Here is a 15,714-nt window from a genome sequence, read left to right on the forward strand (position 1 = left end):
ATCAAGATAATTTGATTAATATTAAATCCGGAGGTTTCGCTTCGATGAATCCGTCAGCGTCCTTGCAGCGAATCTTACACGACATTGCGGCGCTAAGCGCCGATCCGTTCGAAGGCCGGTTATCCGGAACAGCCGGCGCCCGCGGAGCAGCCCGTTATCTGGCGGATGCGCTTGCGCACTCCGGAGCGGTCCCGGTTGGGGAAGACGGCTTCTTCACCGCCATTCAAGTGCCGGCGGCAAGGCTTACAGGCGCGGCAAAGCTAAGAGTGGACGGCCAGGAGCTGAAGCATCGGATCGATTATGCCGAATGGTCGCCTCTAAGCGCCGGAGGCAGCGCGATCGGCCAACTTGCGACAGTTCGGTTCGATGAAGAGATCGATCAGGCATCCTTGGCTGGAAGAATCGTGCTGATTCCGAGCCGGCCGGAAGGCTTTGATGTGGCAGGAACGATCCAGTCGGCCGCAGACATAAGAATTGCCGCTCTGCTGATCGAGAGCGGGCATCCGAAGTCGTTCCACAAGACGGTTATCGGGCGCGAGGCCAATCGGATTCCCGTGCTGCGGGTGCAGCGATCGATTGCTGAACGATACGCAGGTCTTGAAGGCATTCACGTCGAGCTCGATCTGCCGCTTGAGACGTCGACGCTCCCTTGCCAGAATGTGCTGGGCTTCCTCCCAGGCAAAGACACAGGCACAACCCTCTTGCTGTCGGCGCACTATGACCATCTCGGGGACGACCCGGCAGGCTTGCGGTTTCCGGGCAGCATCGACAACGCCTCCGGCGCAGCTGTCATACTGGAGGCGGCAAGACTGCTTGCCGGCGAATCCCATCTCCCCTTTAACATCTTGATTGCCTTCCTGTCCGGCGAAGAATCCGGCATGTGGGGAGCGCGTCAGCTGGCGGCAGATCCTCCGGTCCCCATCACGATGGCGATCAACCTGGACTGTCTCGGGTTTGAACCTGAGCTTAACGCGCTCCGAACTGGTCACGCCGAGCCGGGGCATTGGCTGGGCGACCTCGCCGCGAAGGTGATAGAACTAGAGGGGATTGAAGTGAAGCGGATGGCGGGCGGAGATGACTCTGCGGCATTCCTGGCGCAAGGAATTCCAACCATCGGGCTCGGACAGAAGCCCACATTGGACAGTTCGGTAAGAATTCACACGGCGGAAGACAATCCTGAGCATATCCATGCCAAGCCGCTGGAGCAAGGGCTGGACGTCCTGCTGAAGATCATCCGGCAATTAAACAAAACATCATTTTGAGGAGGAATATCGAATGACGAACTTTATGAAGAGAATCGTTGGCGTGAAGACGGAGAACCAAAGCGCATGCTGCGGAGTCGAGATTAAGGAAGTGTCTGAGGGCAATGCCGAAGCGATCTCCAGCTCCTGCTGCGGCACGGAGACGTCCGCAACCGCTGACTCCGCTTGCTGCGGCACGGACACTTCGGCAAGCAGCGCCTCTTCCTGCTGCGGTTAAGAATCTATGATGCTTGAATAATGGGCGTTCAGTTGTGAATGGGCGCTCTCCTGGAGAGAGGTGCCGATCATGTGGCTGGACATCTTGCAAAGCTTCATATCTATCGCGTTGGAACTAACCATCTTATTCATTGCAGTCTCCTTCCTGATCAGCCTGATTCAAGGCCTTATTCCCTATGAGAAAGTGCAAAAGGGTATCTGTCGGAGCGCAATGCGTTCATCGGCACCGCGGCGGCTCTGCTGCTCGCCTTCGTCACGCCGTTCTGCTCCTGCTCGACGATCCCGATCGTGGTGAACCTGCTGAACAAGAAGATTCGGTTCGGCATCGTCATGGTCTTCTTGTTCGCCTCTCCGATCTTAGACCCGACCATCATCACCCTGATGGGAGCGACGCTGGGGATGAAGGCGGCGGCTGCTTATACGGTCATTACAGCTGTTTTCTCCGTTGTCATGGGTTTCCTGCTGGAGAAGCTTAGCTTCGAATCATCGGTCAAAAAGGTGGTCATGACCGGCTACCAAGACAACCAGTCCCTATTCAGCCTCCGCCAAGCCGCTCGAGAGACGCTTGCCTTAATGAAGAGCGTCTATCCGTATCTCCTGATTGGCGCAGCGATCGGCTCGGTTATCCACGGCCTTGTGCCGACGGATTGGATCTCGGGCTATCTCGGCGGCAGCCAGTGGTGGCTCGTGCCTGCGGCGGCGATCATCGGCATCCCGCTGTACATTCGGCTGCAGGCGATGATTCCGCTGTCCCAAATTCTGATCGCGAAGGGGATGGCCATCGCGCCGGTCATGGCGCTCATGATCAGCTCGGCTGGCGCAAGTCTTCCGGAGATGACGCTGCTGAACTCGATTTTCAAGAGACGTCTGGTCGTTGCCTTCATGGTGTCCGTGTTTAGTATGGCGACCGTGTCGGGTTTGCTGTTCTATGCGATCTAAAGGAATAAGCAGGCGCGCTGCCGAATAGGTGAGCTGGAAAGAGAAGGTCATTCTCACTCAAAGGAGCGTGTCGGCTATTCAAACGTTATTCCGCTACAATTGGCTTATTCGGGAGCGTTGGTACGAGTGGTGCAAGGAGGTTCCGCATGAGGAGCTCATTCGCGAACGGACGGGCGGCGTCGGGAGCATCCTGAAGACGCTGTACCATATCGTCGATGTCGAATGGAGCTGGATGCAAGATATGCAGGGCAAATCATTCCCTCATCGGAGCTTCGATAACTTTAACACATTGGCGGCAATCAGGCAGTTGGATCAGGAACTCCATGAGGATGTCGAGACTTTCGTGAATGCATGGGACGATAGCATGAATAGGCGAGCTCTCCGTGACACGGAGCTGGACGGCAGCATCTCTGTCTACGCGTGGGGGGAAGTGATGCGCCACGTGATCGCGCACGAGATTCACCACATTGGGCAGCTCTCCATCTGGTCGCGGGAGCTAGGCAGGCCGCCGGTGTCCGCGAATCTGATCCGCAACGCGCTGATCTTGCCGGAAGAAGCGAAGTAAACGCTTCTGTGCGCAAGCAGCAACAGCATCTGCAACAACAAGGCTCCCTGACAGCGCCAACGCGCTGCCGGGGAGCCTTGTTAGGATATGGAAGTTCTTCTCGTCCTTCGCTCCGGGCGATAGGCCGTTTGAAGCGTTCTATGACTGTTGTGCCGCCGCATCGCCTGCCAGCATGGCTTCCCGCCAAGCGAGATAAGCCGTATACGCCGATCCGTTGTCAAGCAGCGCCTTGCACGTATATAGCCCTTCCTCAATCGAGCCGACGCGTTCGGCGAGGAAGAGGCGGGCGGCGCCGTTCAGCAGCACCTGGTTCGTGAAGGCCATCTCGGCTTCGCCGCGGAGCACCGCTTCGGACACTGAGAGCTGCTCCGCTGGCGTCCACGCCTTCTCCGGCACCGGCGATTCGATGCCATAGCTCTCCGGATCGACGATCTGCAGACGGAATTCCCCGTTCTCGACGAGATAGACGCGCGTAGGGCGATCGATGAACAGATCCTCGGAGCCCTCCGAGCCCTGCACGATCGCTGCCCGGCGATAGCCGAGCTTGAGGAGCAGGCGGGACAGCCGGTCGAACACGGTATTGTGGTAGATGCCGAACGCCAGGTAGGGAGAGCCGCCATAATCGATCAGCTTCTCCGCCGTGTTGAGCACTGTGCGCATGCCGAGCTCTTCGCGAATCGGCCGCAGCCGGCCGAGCGGCGGGCACCATGCTTCGGAGGAGACGTACAGCACACCCGATAGTTCGGCGGCACGCAAGCTTTGATCTCGTGTCAACCCCGCCGGATCGACACCCGCAGACGCAATCAAATCCTGGAGCGTAATGCCCCACTTCGGCGGCAGAGAGGCGGAGCCGTGGAGCGTCACCGGCAGCCCGGCCGCAGCGAGCAGGAACGAGGCAGGGAATGTCGCGTAAAAAGAATTTTTGCGTCCGTCATATGGACCGGCACAGTCGATGCCGCCTCGCGGCTCAGCTCTAACAGCGTTCCTTCGGCATACGTGCACGAACGCCTCCAATTCCTCGACGCTCTCCAGCTTAATGCGCTCAGCGATGAAGAAGGCGCCGATCTGCGCCGGCGTCGCCTCCAGAGACAGAATGGCTTCCGCCGCTTCCAACGCTTCATCGTATGTCAGGTCTCGGGCCCCTCGTTTGCCCCGGGCGACTTCCTTCAGCAGCTTGATCATCGTTTGGAGCCCCCTCTCTTCTGATCCTGAATCAATTGGTAGACGTTCACAATGGAGGTCGCGACGTCGACGATCCGCTTGCGCTCGTTCATCGCTTGCTTGCGCAGCAGATCGTAGGCTTCCGACTCCGATATCTTCTTAATCTCGCACAAGATTCCTTTGGCCATATCGATCCACTTCCGCTCCTCGATCTTCGAGAGCAGCTGCTTGCGCTCCAGATGCCATTGCCGGCGCTCGAAGCATAGCTTCGCTCCGAAGTGCAGCGCCCAATGAAGCTCCTGTTCGCTCATGGAAGGTGTCAGAACGCCGTCTACCATGACGTGATCCTCGCAAGCTTCCACCGAGAGCGTCGCGGTCGAATCGCTACACCACCAGAGCAAGGGCACAATCTTCTTGCGTATCAACTGCCTGCCCCAATCGTGAATATCGGAGACTGGCAGATGGAGAACTGCAGCGTCGGCGCCCATGATGAGCTCGCCCGCTTGCTCTTCGTGCGATGCTATCGTAACGGCATAACCGCAGGAGCGAAGGACGAATTCCGGGAGAAGCGTCTTCGCAGCGGAGTCGGACTCATCTTCCGAAGCCGTAGCCTGATTGTGAATAACCAACAAAGAACGCATAGAGCTTCTCCTCTCAGCTTTATGGTCGTACAGGCCACCGATGAGCGGCAAAACAACACTAATGTTATTTTTTATAACATAAAATACGGCCATATGTCGAGATTCTTTCGCTTGAAAAAATATCGTGTTATGTATATTGACAATAACGTGGCTACTATTATATATTGTCGTTAATAAGTTCGCGAATACAACGGTGTATTCGTTCGAAGCGGCAATGAAGCCTGCTTTCGCTAGTCACGGGTGATGTCTGTTCCTGTGCGGCGATAGCGGGCTTTTTCTGTTACTCAGAGCCGAGGAGCCGCATGCTTATCTTGATTCAAGCTACGACTCATGGAGAGGGGTATACTCGAATGGCAAATCCAAAGAAATTGGTGTTGATCGGCAACGGGATGGCCGGCGTCAGAGCGATCGAGCATCTTCTGAAGCTGGCTCCGGACGCTTATGAGATTACGATTATCGGAGCGGAGCCGCACCCGAACTACAACCGCATCATGCTGTCCTCCGTGCTCGCGGGCGGAGCCGACATGAAGGATATCATCATCAACGACTGGGATTGGTACGAAGAGAATAACATCCGTCTGTTAACGGGCCATCAAGCCGTCCAGATCGATACGAAGCGGCGCAAGGTCGTCTCGCATCTCGGCGCAGAAGCGGAATACGATGCGCTTATTCTGGCCACCGGCTCCAACCCGTTCATGCTGCCCCTCCCCGGCGCAGACAAGGAAGGGGTTATCGCCTTCCGCGATATCAAAGACTGCGAGACGATGCAGGAGGCATCGCAGAAGTACAAGAGAGCGGTCGTCATCGGCGGCGGCTTGCTCGGGCTTGAAGCCGCGAGAGGTCTGCTTCATCTCGGCATGGATGTGTCGGTCGTCCACATTCACCCTTATATTATGGAGAGGCAGCTGGACGAGACGGCTTCGAAGATGCTTCAGCGCGAGCTGGAGTCGCAAGGCATGAAGTTCTTGCTTCGCAAGAACACGGAATCGATCTACGGCAAGAAGCGGGTCAAGGGACTTCGGTTCACCGACGGCACCGAAGCGGAAGCCGATCTGGTCGTCATGGCGGTCGGCATCCGGCCGAACGTGGAGCTGGCGAAGGCGTCCGGCATTGAGGTGAACCGCGGCATCGTGGTGAACGACTTCCTGGAGACGAGCGCGCCCGGCATCTACGCGGTCGGCGAATGTGCGGAGCATCGCGGCATTGCCTACGGCCTCGTCGCTCCGTTGTTCGAGCAAGGGGCCGTGCTGGCGAAGCGGCTCGCGGCCGTCGAGACGGAAGGCTACAGCGGATCGGTCACATCGACGAAGCTGAAGGTGTCCGGTGTCGACGTCTTCTCGGCGGGTGAATACAACGAGCCGCCAGGCACGCGGGCACTGCGTTATCAGGATGAAGTGGACGGCGTGTATAAAAAAATTGTTCTGCAAGACGACAAGCTTGTCGGGGCGGTGCTGTTCGGCGATACGGCCGACGGCTCGTCGCTGTTCTCCCTCATCCGGAAGGGCGAATCGGTCAAGGGGCGAGAGAAGGAACTGCTCCTCGGCTTCCAGCCCGGGGGCTCCGGAGGCGCGGCCAGCTTGGAGAGCCGCTTGGAAGCGATGGCGGCGGACGAGATCATTTGCGGCTGCAACGGCGTCTCCAAGGGAGCGATCGCCGACGCGATCCAGTCCAAAGGGTGCGCAAGCGTCGGCGAGATCAAAGCCTGCACGAAGGCGTCGGCTTCCTGCGGCGGCTGCAAGAACCTCGTCGCCGGCCTCGTGAACCTCTATGCCGGAGATGCGGCGGGGGAGCCGGCCAAGGAAGGCATCTGCGGCTGCACGCCGCTCGGCCGCGACGAGATCGTCGCCGAGATCAAGCGTATGGAGCTGAAGAGCGTCAAGGAAGTGATGAACGTGCTGGAGTGGCGCACCCCAGAAGGCTGCTCCAAGTGCCGCCCGTCTCTCAACTATTATCTAGGCATGCTGTGGCCGGCGGAATACAAGGACGAGAAGGAGTCGCGCTTCACGAACGAACGTTACCACGCGAACATTCAGAAGGACGGCACCTACTCGGTTGTTCCCCGGATCTACGGCGGCGTGACGTCGCCGCAGGAACTGAAGAAGATCGCCGAAGTGGCGGAGAAGTTCGACGTTCCGATGGTGAAGATTACCGGCGGTCAGCGGATTGACTTGCTCGGCGTCAAGAAGGACGATCTGCCGAAGATGTGGGAAGAGCTCGACATGCCTTCGGGCTATGCCTACGGCAAGGCGCTCCGTACGGTGAAGACATGCGTCGGCAGCACGTTCTGCCGGTTCGGCACGCAGGACTCCATCGGCATGGGCATCCGCCTCGAGAAGGAGTTCGAGCGGTTGAACACGCCGGCCAAGGTGAAGCTGGCCGTCTCCGGCTGCCCGCGCAACTGCGCGGAGGCTTCGATCAAGGACTTCGGCGTCGTGGCGATCGACGGCGGCTGGGAGCTGCACGTCGGCGGCAACGGCGGCGTGCATATCCGAGCGACCGACCTGCTGTGCGTCGTGAAGACGGAGGACGAGGTCGTCGAGTGGGCGGGCGCATTCCTTCAGCTCTATCGGGAGAATGCCCAATGGAACGAGCGCACGTCCATCTGGATCGAGAGGGTCGGGCTCGATTATGTGAAGCAGGCGCTGGAGAAGCGCGAGGATCGCCTCGCTCTCTATGAACGCATTCGCGCCGCGCTGGACCATACGGCAGATCCGTGGAAGCAGATTATCGGCAGCAAGGAATTGCGCAGAAATTTCGAATCGTTAGCGCCTGCCGCGGTCCCGAATTAAGCGGCGGAACACATAGAACGAACCAGAGAGAACGAGGGGAGAAAGCTGCCATGAAGAGATTGCAAATTGGCCACATCGCGGACATCGATGTGAAGGGATCCCGCACGATTCAAGTGGAGCAGACGGAGATTGCCGTCTTCCGGCTGAGCGACGGGAAGGTCCGGGCGGTGGAGAACCGCTGCCCGCACAAGAAGGGCAAGCTGTCCGAAGGCATGGTGTGCGGCGAGGTCGTGCATTGTCCCCTTCATGATTGGAAGATCAACCTGAACGACGGCAAGGCGCAAGCTCCCGACGAAGGCTGCATCCCGACCTATGAGACGGAGATCGACGAAGCCGGCATGATCTATATCAAATTATAAATAAAATCAGATTGGATTGGGGAGGAAGAGACGATGGATTACGTAAAGCCGAATCAAGTATTGAACGCGATGGTGGACGCGGGCGCGGCCAAGGCAAGCCTGAGCCCGGGGCAGATGGTCGTGCGGGGCATTCTCGGAGGCGCGATTCTCGCCTGCGCGACGACGCTCGCCTTCACCGCCGTGTCGCAGACGAACATCGGGCTGGCGGGAGCTCTTATTTTCCCCGTCGGATTCGTGATGATCGTGCTGCTCGGCCTGGAGCTGGTGACGGGAAGCTTCGCGCTTATCCCGCTGGCCGCCTTATTTAAGAAGACTTCGGTTGCGCGAATGCTATCGAGCTTCGGCTGGGCGATCGCCGGTCATCTCATCGGGTGCTTCCTCTATGCGGCGTTGTACGATTTGACCATATCGAAAATGGGCTCCGACATGAGCAGTCCGCTCATTCAGACGCTTATTCAGACGGCGGAGGCCAAGACGATCGCGTACAAGAGCATGGGCGGCGACGGGATGCTGCTCGTCATCATCAAGGCGATGCTCTGCAACTGGATGGTGACGCTCGGCGTCGTCATGGCGATGACGTCCAGCTCAACGCTCGGCAAGGTCGTCGCCATGTGGCTGCCGATCCTGACGTTCTTCGCGCAAGGCTTCGAGCATGCCGTCGTCAATATGTTCGTCATTCCGGCCGGCATGATGCTCGGAGCGGACGTGAGCTTCGGCGACTGGTGGCTGTGGAATCAGATTCCGGTGCTCGCCGGCAACTTCATCGGAGGAGCGCTCTTCACGGGCATCATGCTCTACTGGGCGGCGAGAAGCAAGCAGCAGACGCCGTCCGAGAGCCGTCTCCCATCGCCGGGGGCCGCAGCCCCGGCCGCGGAACAAGGAGCATGAGCGCCGGCTTCGCGTCCATTGTCGGCGCGGGTCCCGGAGATCCCGAGCTGATCACGCTGAAGGCGCTGAAGCGAATCCGGGCTGCGGACGTTATTCTATACGACCGGCTGGTGAACGAGGAGCTGCTCGAATACGCGAGGCCGGACGCCGAGCGGATCTACTGCGGCAAAGCGCCTGGCCGCCATTCGATGCCGCAATGGCAGATCAACGAGCTGCTGGTCGCGCTCGTGCGGCAGGGCAAGACGGCGGTGCGTCTCAAGGGAGGCGATCCGTTCGTCTTCGGACGCGGCGGTGAAGAGGCGCTGGCGCTCGCCGAAGCGTGGCTGCCGTACGAGATCGTGCCCGGGATCACGTCGGCCATCGGCTCCGCCGCTTCAAGCGGCATTCCGCTCACGCATCGCGGCGTCGCCGGATCATTCGCCATCGTGACGGGCAGCCTGTGCCACGACAACGAGAAGCCGCCGCGCTGGGACCTGCTCGCGCATAGCGTCGATACACTAGTCGTCTACATGGGCGTCAGCCGGCTGGGGGAGATTCGCGCGGAGCTGCTGCGCCACGGCAAGCCGGAGTCGACGCCGGTTGCGTTAATTGAGCGGGGCACGACGGCGGAGGAGCGGGTCGTCGCGGGCACGCTGGCCGACATTCACAAGCTGGCGGAAGCGATGAAGCTGGAGAATCCGGCGCTGATCGTCGTCGGAGAAGCGGTCAGCGTGAGAGAGTCGCTGCTTCGGCTGGAGGCGGAAGCGAGGCTTCGGATCGGGTGAACGATAGACTCCGGACAAGGATGATTCGCGGCTGCTGAGCCAGACATTCCGATTCGGTCCTTACCCTTCCTCCGCCGTGTACGTCTTCTGGGTACGAAGAACGGGGAAGAGCCAGTACATCCAAAGGACGGCGACGACGAGAGTGCCAATGCCGCCGATGACGGTTGCCGGTACGGCACCGACAAGCCCGGCCATCGTGCCGGACTCGAATTCGCCTAACTGGTTCGAGGTGCCGATGAACAGCGAGTTAACCGCATTGACGCGGCCTTGCATCTCTTGGGGCGTGTTGACCTGGACGAGCGTTGAACGGATGACGACGCTCACGACGTCGGAAGCTCCGGTGAGGAACAGCGCGAATAGCGACAACCAGAGGTTGTCGGAGACGGCGAACAGGATCGTCGCCAAGGCGAACACGATGAGCGAGGCGAACAGCGTCTTGCCGATGGCTCTCTCCAGCGAGACCCGCGTCAGGATGAGCGAGACGACGAGCGCGCCGACCGCCGGCGCGGAGCGCAGCAGGCCGAGACCGAGCGAGCCGGTATGCAGGACATCCTCGGCGAAGATCGGCAGCAGCGCGGTCGCTCCGCCGAATAATACGGCGAACAGGTCGAGCGAGATGGTGCCGATGATGATTTTGCGGGCGAATACGAACTTCAGGCCGCTGAGATAAGTGTCCACGTTGATGGCATCCAGCTTCTTCACGAAATGGATGGTCTTGACGAAGAAGATCAGCACGGCTGACACGAGGAGCGCACCCAGCGATATCAGGTAGGCGCCGGAGATGCCCCAGACGACGAGCACGCCCCCCAGCGCCGGTCCGACGATCATTGCCGTCTGCATCGCCGACGCAGACCAGGCGGCTCCCTGCGGCAGCTGCTCGCGATCGAGGATGTCCGGCACGAGAGCGGCCGAGGCGGGGCCTTCAAAGGTGCGGGCAGCTCCGAGAAGAGCAGCGGCGATCAGCAGGTGAATCGAGCCGATCCAGCCCTGTATGCTGCCAAGCACGAGCAAGACGACCACGGCACTCTCGATCAGTTGGCAGATATAAACGATGGTTCGGCGATCGTAGCGGTCCGCAGCCTGCCCCGCCGGCAGCGTCAGCAGCAGCATAGGCAGGAATTCTGCCAGGCCGACGAGGCCTAGCTGGTAGGCGCTGTCTGTCAACGCGTACATCTGCCAGCCGATGACGACTGACAGCATTTGAAAAGCGGTGGTCGAGAAAATCCGCGCGATCCATAAACGCAGAAACGATCGGTTATGGAGCACTGACATACTGCTCTCATTCAATGCAAGTCATCCTCTCTAGTTGTCAACGATTCGTCCTTCCTGATGGCTAGCTGTCGCAAAAGGGGATGTTGATCCGGACTTCATCCACTATATGAAACTTCCTGAAGCGGATCAATAGGAAACCAAGAAACGATAAGATAATAGCAACAGACTGCCGGCGCGACGGCAGTCTGTTTTGCTAACGGCAGTATAGTTTGGGGGAATTCGTTTTTAAGCTTGACAGCTCCCCTCTGCTATTCCGCCTCCTTTTCCTTCTCCCTCACCGTGCCGTCCTTGCCGACAACCGCGTTGAACGAGATCTTGTTCAGCTTCCCAATGATCGCCTGATTGTACTTGTCGTCCCGCAGCTTCGCCTGGGTGTTGACGATCTGTACCGGCGTGACGCTCGCTCCGACTTGGTCGTCCTCGAAGCTGAGCTTCAGGATCATGGACTGGCTGCTCTTCTCCGACTTCGAGGTGAAAATAAAATTGCCCAGCGAATAGAACACCGGCTTGCCCTTGTACCATTCGATGCCTTGCAGGCTGTGGCTGTGCGCGCCGATCACGGCGTCGACGCCCGCATCGATGAATTCCTTGGCGTACGTTCGGGCGTAATCCTCCGGATAGTCCTTCGTCTCTTTGTTCCAATGAATGAATACGATTGTATAGTCGGACTTGCTGACCGCCTTCTTAATGTAGGTCATCATCGGCTCCATCAGGTAGCCTTGGGCGATGCCGGGCTTGTTCTTGCCCGCGTACCAGCTGCCTTCGGGCAGCACGCGGCTGATGCCGATAATGGCGACCTTCTTGCCGCGAACCTCCTGTACGTACGGCTCGAACGCTTCCTCTTCATTATCCCCTGCCCCCGTGTGGCCAAGCTTGTACTCGTCCAGATTCGCGAGCGTATCCTGAAGCGCCCCCACGCCGTAATCGAGCGTATGGTTGTTGGCGACGGAGACGCCGTCGAAGCCGGCGTTCACTAGACCTTCCAGCGACTCGGGGGTCGAGCGGAAGGTGAACTGCTTATCCGCCGGCTTGCCTCTCGTCGAGACGGACGTCTCCAAGTTGCCGAACGTAATGTCGGCGTCCGCGAGCAGTTCTGCCGTCTCCTCAAACGGGTAATCGGCGCCGTACTTGGCGATGTTGCTGCCGACCGTCGATGCCAATAGAATGTCGCCGACGAGGTTGACGGTGATCGGCGGCTCTGGAAGCTCTGGAGACGGGGACGGGAGGGGAGCCGGATCGGCATCGCCATCCGCCGGAGCAAGCGGCGCAGATGCTCCCGGCGCCGCTTGCTCCGCCCAATTCGCGAGGAAGCCGGTCAGATTCAAGGGGAGGCTGCTAAGCAGGAGCAGCAACAACAGAGCCACCGTTCTCATTCGGATGCCTCCTTCACGCTCACCGCAATCGCATGGTACAAGCTGCGCGCGATCAGCTCGGACATGGACATGACCACATGCAGCCGTGTGCTCTGCAGCACATAGTGATCGAGGAAGCCGCCGACGTTCACGACGCCGCTCATATGGATATCGCCGACTGGCGGCAGCTTCTTGTTCACACCCGCTCCCGGCAGAATCGGGCCTTCGCCGAGCAGGACGCAGCCGACGCTCGAGACCTTGCCAAGGCAAGCATCAATACCGATTATGAACGGATTGGCAGCTGCGTCATGAAGCTTGTTCAGCGTCGCATCCAGATTGAGCGCGTGAACGGGCTCTTCGAGCGTTCCATACAGATCGAACAAGGAGCTGTGATATTTGAGCAGTGTCGTTCCGGCGAGCGGTCCAAGCGCGTCCCCGGTGGAGCGGTCGGTGCCCAGACAGACGACGGCGATGCGCCGGCCGCCCCGAAGCTGGCGGAGATACTCGCCGAGCCGAGTGGACAGCCGCAACGATGCATACGGATCTGTGAAGCTGACTTTTAACATGGAAATATCGAGAGAGGGTCTGATTGCGAATTCTCCTTTACTAAGCGACATCGTTCTTTTTATCCTTTTATCAACATGATACATAACGTATCACAAGAAGGGTGTCGCTTCCTGGCGGCGAATGCAGGTTCTTTTTGCGCAAATCAGCTTTAGTCCGACCGATCTTTGTCGTAAAATAGAACAGGCAATGAATGGAAGCCGGCGGCAACCGGCAAGAGATAAACCTTTGGAGAGGGTGAGGGACGATGAATTACTTGGAGAGAAGGGCGAACGATCTGCGGCAGTATCGGCCGGACACTACGGCGCCTAGCGACTTGGACGCCTTCTGGGAGCGAACGCTGAAGGAAGCATCGGCGAGACCGCTTGCGGCTTCGCGCAAGCAGGTGGACGGCCTGTCTCCGTATACGGCTGTACATAAAGTGACATACCAAGGATTCGACGACACGCCCATTCACGGCTGGTATTTGCTGCCTACGTTCGCGGGAGAACGCAAGCTTCCTTGCGCCGTTATTTTCCACGGGTATTCAGGGGGCAAGGGGAACCCGGAACAGCATGCGCATTGGCTGCTTCAAGGCTATGCGGTGCTGGCGATCGACGTGCGGGGACAAGGCGGAGAGACGGGGAACCTGCTCTCTCAATCGTTCGGCATGACCAAAGGGTGGCTGTCGCAAGGCTTGCTCGATCCGGACTCGCACTATTACCGGGCGATTACCGTCGATGCGCTCAAGGCGGTGGAATGGGCGGCGCAGCAGCCGGAGATTGATCCGCACCGCATCGTCACGGCCGGCGGAAGCCAAGGCGGGGGACTGGCGCTTATGACGGCGGCGCTTAGCGATCTTCCATGGCGGACGGTGGCCGACATTCCGAACATGTGCCATATGGACTTCGGCATCTTGAATTCGACAGGCTCGCTGACGGAAGCGGCGGAGTTCGTCTCGAGATTCCCGGAGCACCAGGAACAGGTGCTGAAGACGCTCAGCTACTTCGATCTGCTCAACTTGTGCGAACGGATTCGGAAGCCGGTGTTCGTCTCGGTCGGTCTGAAGGATACGGTCTGCATGCCGGAGACGATCTTCGCGGTCTACAACCGGATCAGCGCGCCGAAGCGGCTTCAGGTGTATCCGTTCAACGGACATTTCACGAGCGGCGATCATTTCGCCAAGGTGGCGGCATTCCTGCGGGAAGATGACGATTGTGTTATGATGGGATAGTTATGAGACAAGGTCGGACAAGCCCGGCAGCACCACCTTCATCATTAGAGGGAAGAGCGTATCGACTCTTCCGAGACAAAGAGGCGAAGATCAAACTCCATGTTAGATAATTTGTTGTTACTTCTGAAGCTGCTTCTCATTGATATCGTATTGAGCGGCGATAACGCGGTCGTCATCGCCATGGCGAGCCGGAATTTGCCTGACCATCTGCGCAAGCGCGCCATCTGGCTCGGGGCGTTAGGCGCCGTCGGGCTTCGGATCGTTCTCGCGGTAGCCGCGCTGGCGCTGCTGGACATTCCTGCGGTCAAGATCGTCGGGTCGCTCCTGCTTCTCTATATCGCTTACCACCTGCTGGTGGAGGACGGCGACGACAAGGAAGTGAAGGGCGCCGCCTCTCTTGGCAAAGCTGTCGGCATCATCATGGTGTCGGACCTCGTCATGAGTCTTGACAACGTAGTGGCGGTCGCCTCCGTCGCCAACAACAACATCTGGCTGATGGCGCTCGGCATCGCGCTCAGCATTCCGCTGATCATCTGGGGGAGCCAGCTGATCATGAAGCTGCTGACGCGGTTCCCGATCGTGGTATGGATCGGCTCCGCGATTCTCGGCTATACGGCGGGCGAGATGCTGGAAGGCGTCGAAGCCGTGCAGGAGCGGCTGCCCGAGATGGGCGATTGGGGACACGTCTGGCTGCCGGTCGCGACGGCGATTCTTGTCCTGCTGGCTGGTCTCGTCCACCGGATGATCGCATCGCGCGGCAAGGAGAAGCGAGAAGGCGACAGGGCGCGCGCCGAAGGCTCGAATGGATAAGCGCTGGCTGTGAGCCGCGCACAAGGCTCAGAAGGATAACGCTGCGGCGTTATCCTTTTTTTCTAGGGCGGTGGCGGGCGGCCATTGACATTTGTTACTGTAATTATTATTATTACAGTACAGCGAGGCGGCTCTGTCTCGAAGAAGGGCCTGAATAGTCTTACTATTTCGACATGAGGCGGTGGAAGGGCATGAATATTCGGGCAGGCGACTGGGTAACCGGGCATACAGGCAAAGGCGAGCTCGTGCATGGCTATGTGGCATCCATCGATACCTTCCAAGGAACGATAGCGATACAAGTGACGGATTCCGATCATGAAGCGGCGATCGGCAAGGAGATCAGCCTGCCGAACCGAGCGGTTCGCAGACTGCCGGAGGAATCGATCGACCGCGAGGAGGATCTGCTGGCGCTCATCGATCTCGCGCTTGCGACGTACGACGAGCCGTGGTTCACGGAGCTGTCGTCGAAGCTGTCCGCGCTGCGAAGTCAGGCTAGACGCCAGGAGCTGCGCCGCGCCGCGCTGTCCGCGCGCAATCGGCTCGGCAGCCGGTTCGCGAACTGAGGCGGCGGCAGCAGCGGCGACGCAGCGCGAGGGCGGATATAAATAGACGGCATGGTATGTTGAACGCTAGTCATGCATAAATTTTCGACTTGAACGGTTGCTTCTGGCCCGGCGGCGGGGGAGGCGCGTTCAAGTCTTTTTGCGTTCCTGCCAGTACGCAAGGCCATGTTGCCGGACAGGTGCGACCGGTCAGGCGCGAGGGAGCGAGCGGGCGAGGATGCGAGAGTGCTAGGGCGCGAGGGAGCGAAGGTGCGTCGTGGGTGTGAGAGTGCGAAGGTGCGAAGGTGCGTGGGTGCGAAGGTGCGTGGGTGCGAAGGTGCGTGGGTGCGAGAGTGCGAAGGTGCGTGGGTGCGAGA

The 15,714-nt window shown here is 59.2% G+C and carries 15 protein-coding genes and 1 pseudogene; 11 read left to right on the forward strand and 5 right to left on the reverse strand.

Annotation, left to right across the window (positions count from 1 at the left end; translation table 11 throughout):
- The first annotated feature begins 44 nt into the window (after positions 1-44).
- The 4 genes and pseudogenes from H4Q31_RS06180 (at position 45) to H4Q31_RS06195 (ending at position 2,982) form a co-directional block, all read left to right on the forward strand.
- Entirely contained in the window at positions 45-1,262 is a 1,218-nt protein-coding gene (locus H4Q31_RS06180) for a M28 family metallopeptidase (RefSeq protein WP_185178202.1), read from the forward strand.
- 13 nt (positions 1,263-1,275) lie between these two features.
- Positions 1,276-1,479, forward strand: coding sequence for a hypothetical protein (locus tag H4Q31_RS06185; protein WP_185178203.1), 204 nt, complete (start codon positions 1,276-1,278; stop codon positions 1,477-1,479).
- Positions 1,480-1,548: 69 nt separating this feature from the next.
- Positions 1,549-2,417: pseudogene (locus H4Q31_RS06190) on the forward strand (permease).
- A gap of 76 nt (positions 2,418-2,493) precedes the next feature.
- On the forward strand, positions 2,494-2,982 hold the full coding sequence (locus H4Q31_RS06195) for a DinB family protein (protein ID WP_185178271.1): 489 nt from the start codon (positions 2,494-2,496) through the stop codon (positions 2,980-2,982).
- A 138-nt stretch (positions 2,983-3,120) separates the two neighbouring features.
- Here H4Q31_RS06195 and H4Q31_RS06200 read toward each other — a convergent pair whose 3' ends face one another.
- Together H4Q31_RS06200 and H4Q31_RS06205 are read right to left on the reverse strand one after the other, a co-directional pair.
- Positions 3,121-4,164 (reverse strand): anthranilate phosphoribosyltransferase, encoded by a 1,044-nt coding sequence (locus tag H4Q31_RS06200; RefSeq protein WP_185178204.1) that lies wholly within the window; start codon positions 4,162-4,164, stop codon positions 3,121-3,123.
- On the reverse strand, positions 4,161-4,784 hold the full coding sequence (locus H4Q31_RS06205) for an ANTAR domain-containing response regulator (RefSeq protein WP_185178205.1): 624 nt from the start codon (positions 4,782-4,784) through the stop codon (positions 4,161-4,163). Before H4Q31_RS06205 ends, H4Q31_RS06200 begins: the two co-directional genes overlap by 4 nt.
- 350 nt (positions 4,785-5,134) lie before the next feature.
- On the opposite strand from H4Q31_RS06205, the gene nirB reads away from it, so the two are divergent.
- The 4 genes from nirB to cobA are packed head-to-tail and all read left to right on the forward strand — an operon-like array spanning position 5,135 to position 9,584.
- On the forward strand, positions 5,135-7,573 hold the full coding sequence (gene nirB, locus H4Q31_RS06210) for a nitrite reductase large subunit NirB (protein WP_185178206.1): 2,439 nt from the start codon (positions 5,135-5,137) through the stop codon (positions 7,571-7,573).
- 50 nt (positions 7,574-7,623) lie between these two features.
- The gene (nirD, locus tag H4Q31_RS06215; protein WP_185178207.1) at positions 7,624-7,932 is read left to right on the forward strand and encodes a nitrite reductase small subunit NirD; all 309 of its coding nucleotides are present in this window, start codon (positions 7,624-7,626) and stop codon (positions 7,930-7,932) included.
- A 33-nt stretch (positions 7,933-7,965) separates the two neighbouring features.
- Positions 7,966-8,820, forward strand: coding sequence for a formate/nitrite transporter family protein (locus H4Q31_RS06220; protein WP_185178208.1), 855 nt, complete (start codon positions 7,966-7,968; stop codon positions 8,818-8,820).
- Positions 8,817-9,584 carry a uroporphyrinogen-III C-methyltransferase gene (gene cobA / locus H4Q31_RS06225; protein ID WP_185178209.1) on the forward strand — a complete coding sequence of 256 codons (768 nt, stop codon included), beginning with the start codon at positions 8,817-8,819 and terminating at the stop codon, positions 9,582-9,584. Before H4Q31_RS06220 ends, cobA begins: the two co-directional genes overlap by 4 nt.
- Before the next feature lie 60 nt (positions 9,585-9,644).
- On the opposite strand, the gene H4Q31_RS06230 is transcribed toward cobA, so the two are convergent.
- From H4Q31_RS06230 to yyaC, 3 genes are all read right to left on the reverse strand, one after another.
- Positions 9,645-10,871 (reverse strand): MFS transporter, encoded by a 1,227-nt coding sequence (locus H4Q31_RS06230; protein WP_209703565.1) that lies wholly within the window; start codon positions 10,869-10,871, stop codon positions 9,645-9,647.
- Positions 10,872-11,104: 233 nt separating this feature from the next.
- Positions 11,105-12,229: a CapA family protein gene (locus tag H4Q31_RS06235; RefSeq protein WP_185178210.1), complete on the reverse strand. Its 1,125-nt coding sequence runs from the start codon at positions 12,227-12,229 to the stop codon at positions 11,105-11,107.
- The gene (gene yyaC, locus H4Q31_RS06240) at positions 12,226-12,825 is read right to left on the reverse strand and encodes a spore protease YyaC (RefSeq protein ID WP_185178211.1); all 600 of its coding nucleotides are present in this window, start codon (positions 12,823-12,825) and stop codon (positions 12,226-12,228) included. The genes H4Q31_RS06235 and yyaC overlap by 4 nt, the downstream gene beginning before the upstream one ends.
- A gap of 194 nt (positions 12,826-13,019) precedes the next feature.
- On the opposite strand from yyaC, the gene H4Q31_RS06245 reads away from it, so the two are divergent.
- The 3 genes from H4Q31_RS06245 (at position 13,020) to H4Q31_RS06255 (ending at position 15,358) form a co-directional block, all read left to right on the forward strand.
- Positions 13,020-13,985 (forward strand): acetylxylan esterase, encoded by a 966-nt coding sequence (locus tag H4Q31_RS06245; RefSeq protein WP_185178212.1) that lies wholly within the window; start codon positions 13,020-13,022, stop codon positions 13,983-13,985.
- Between the two features lie 99 nt (positions 13,986-14,084).
- Positions 14,085-14,795: a TerC family protein gene (locus H4Q31_RS06250; RefSeq protein WP_185178213.1), complete on the forward strand. Its 711-nt coding sequence runs from the start codon at positions 14,085-14,087 to the stop codon at positions 14,793-14,795.
- A 191-nt stretch (positions 14,796-14,986) separates the two neighbouring features.
- Entirely contained in the window at positions 14,987-15,358 is a 372-nt protein-coding gene (locus H4Q31_RS06255; RefSeq protein ID WP_185178214.1) for an IDEAL domain-containing protein, read from the forward strand.
- The last annotated feature ends 356 nt before the right edge of the window (positions 15,359-15,714 follow it).

The organism is Cohnella lubricantis, assembly GCF_014212015.1.
GTDB classification, from domain to species: Bacteria; Bacillota; Bacilli; order Paenibacillales; family Paenibacillaceae; genus Cohnella; species Cohnella lubricantis.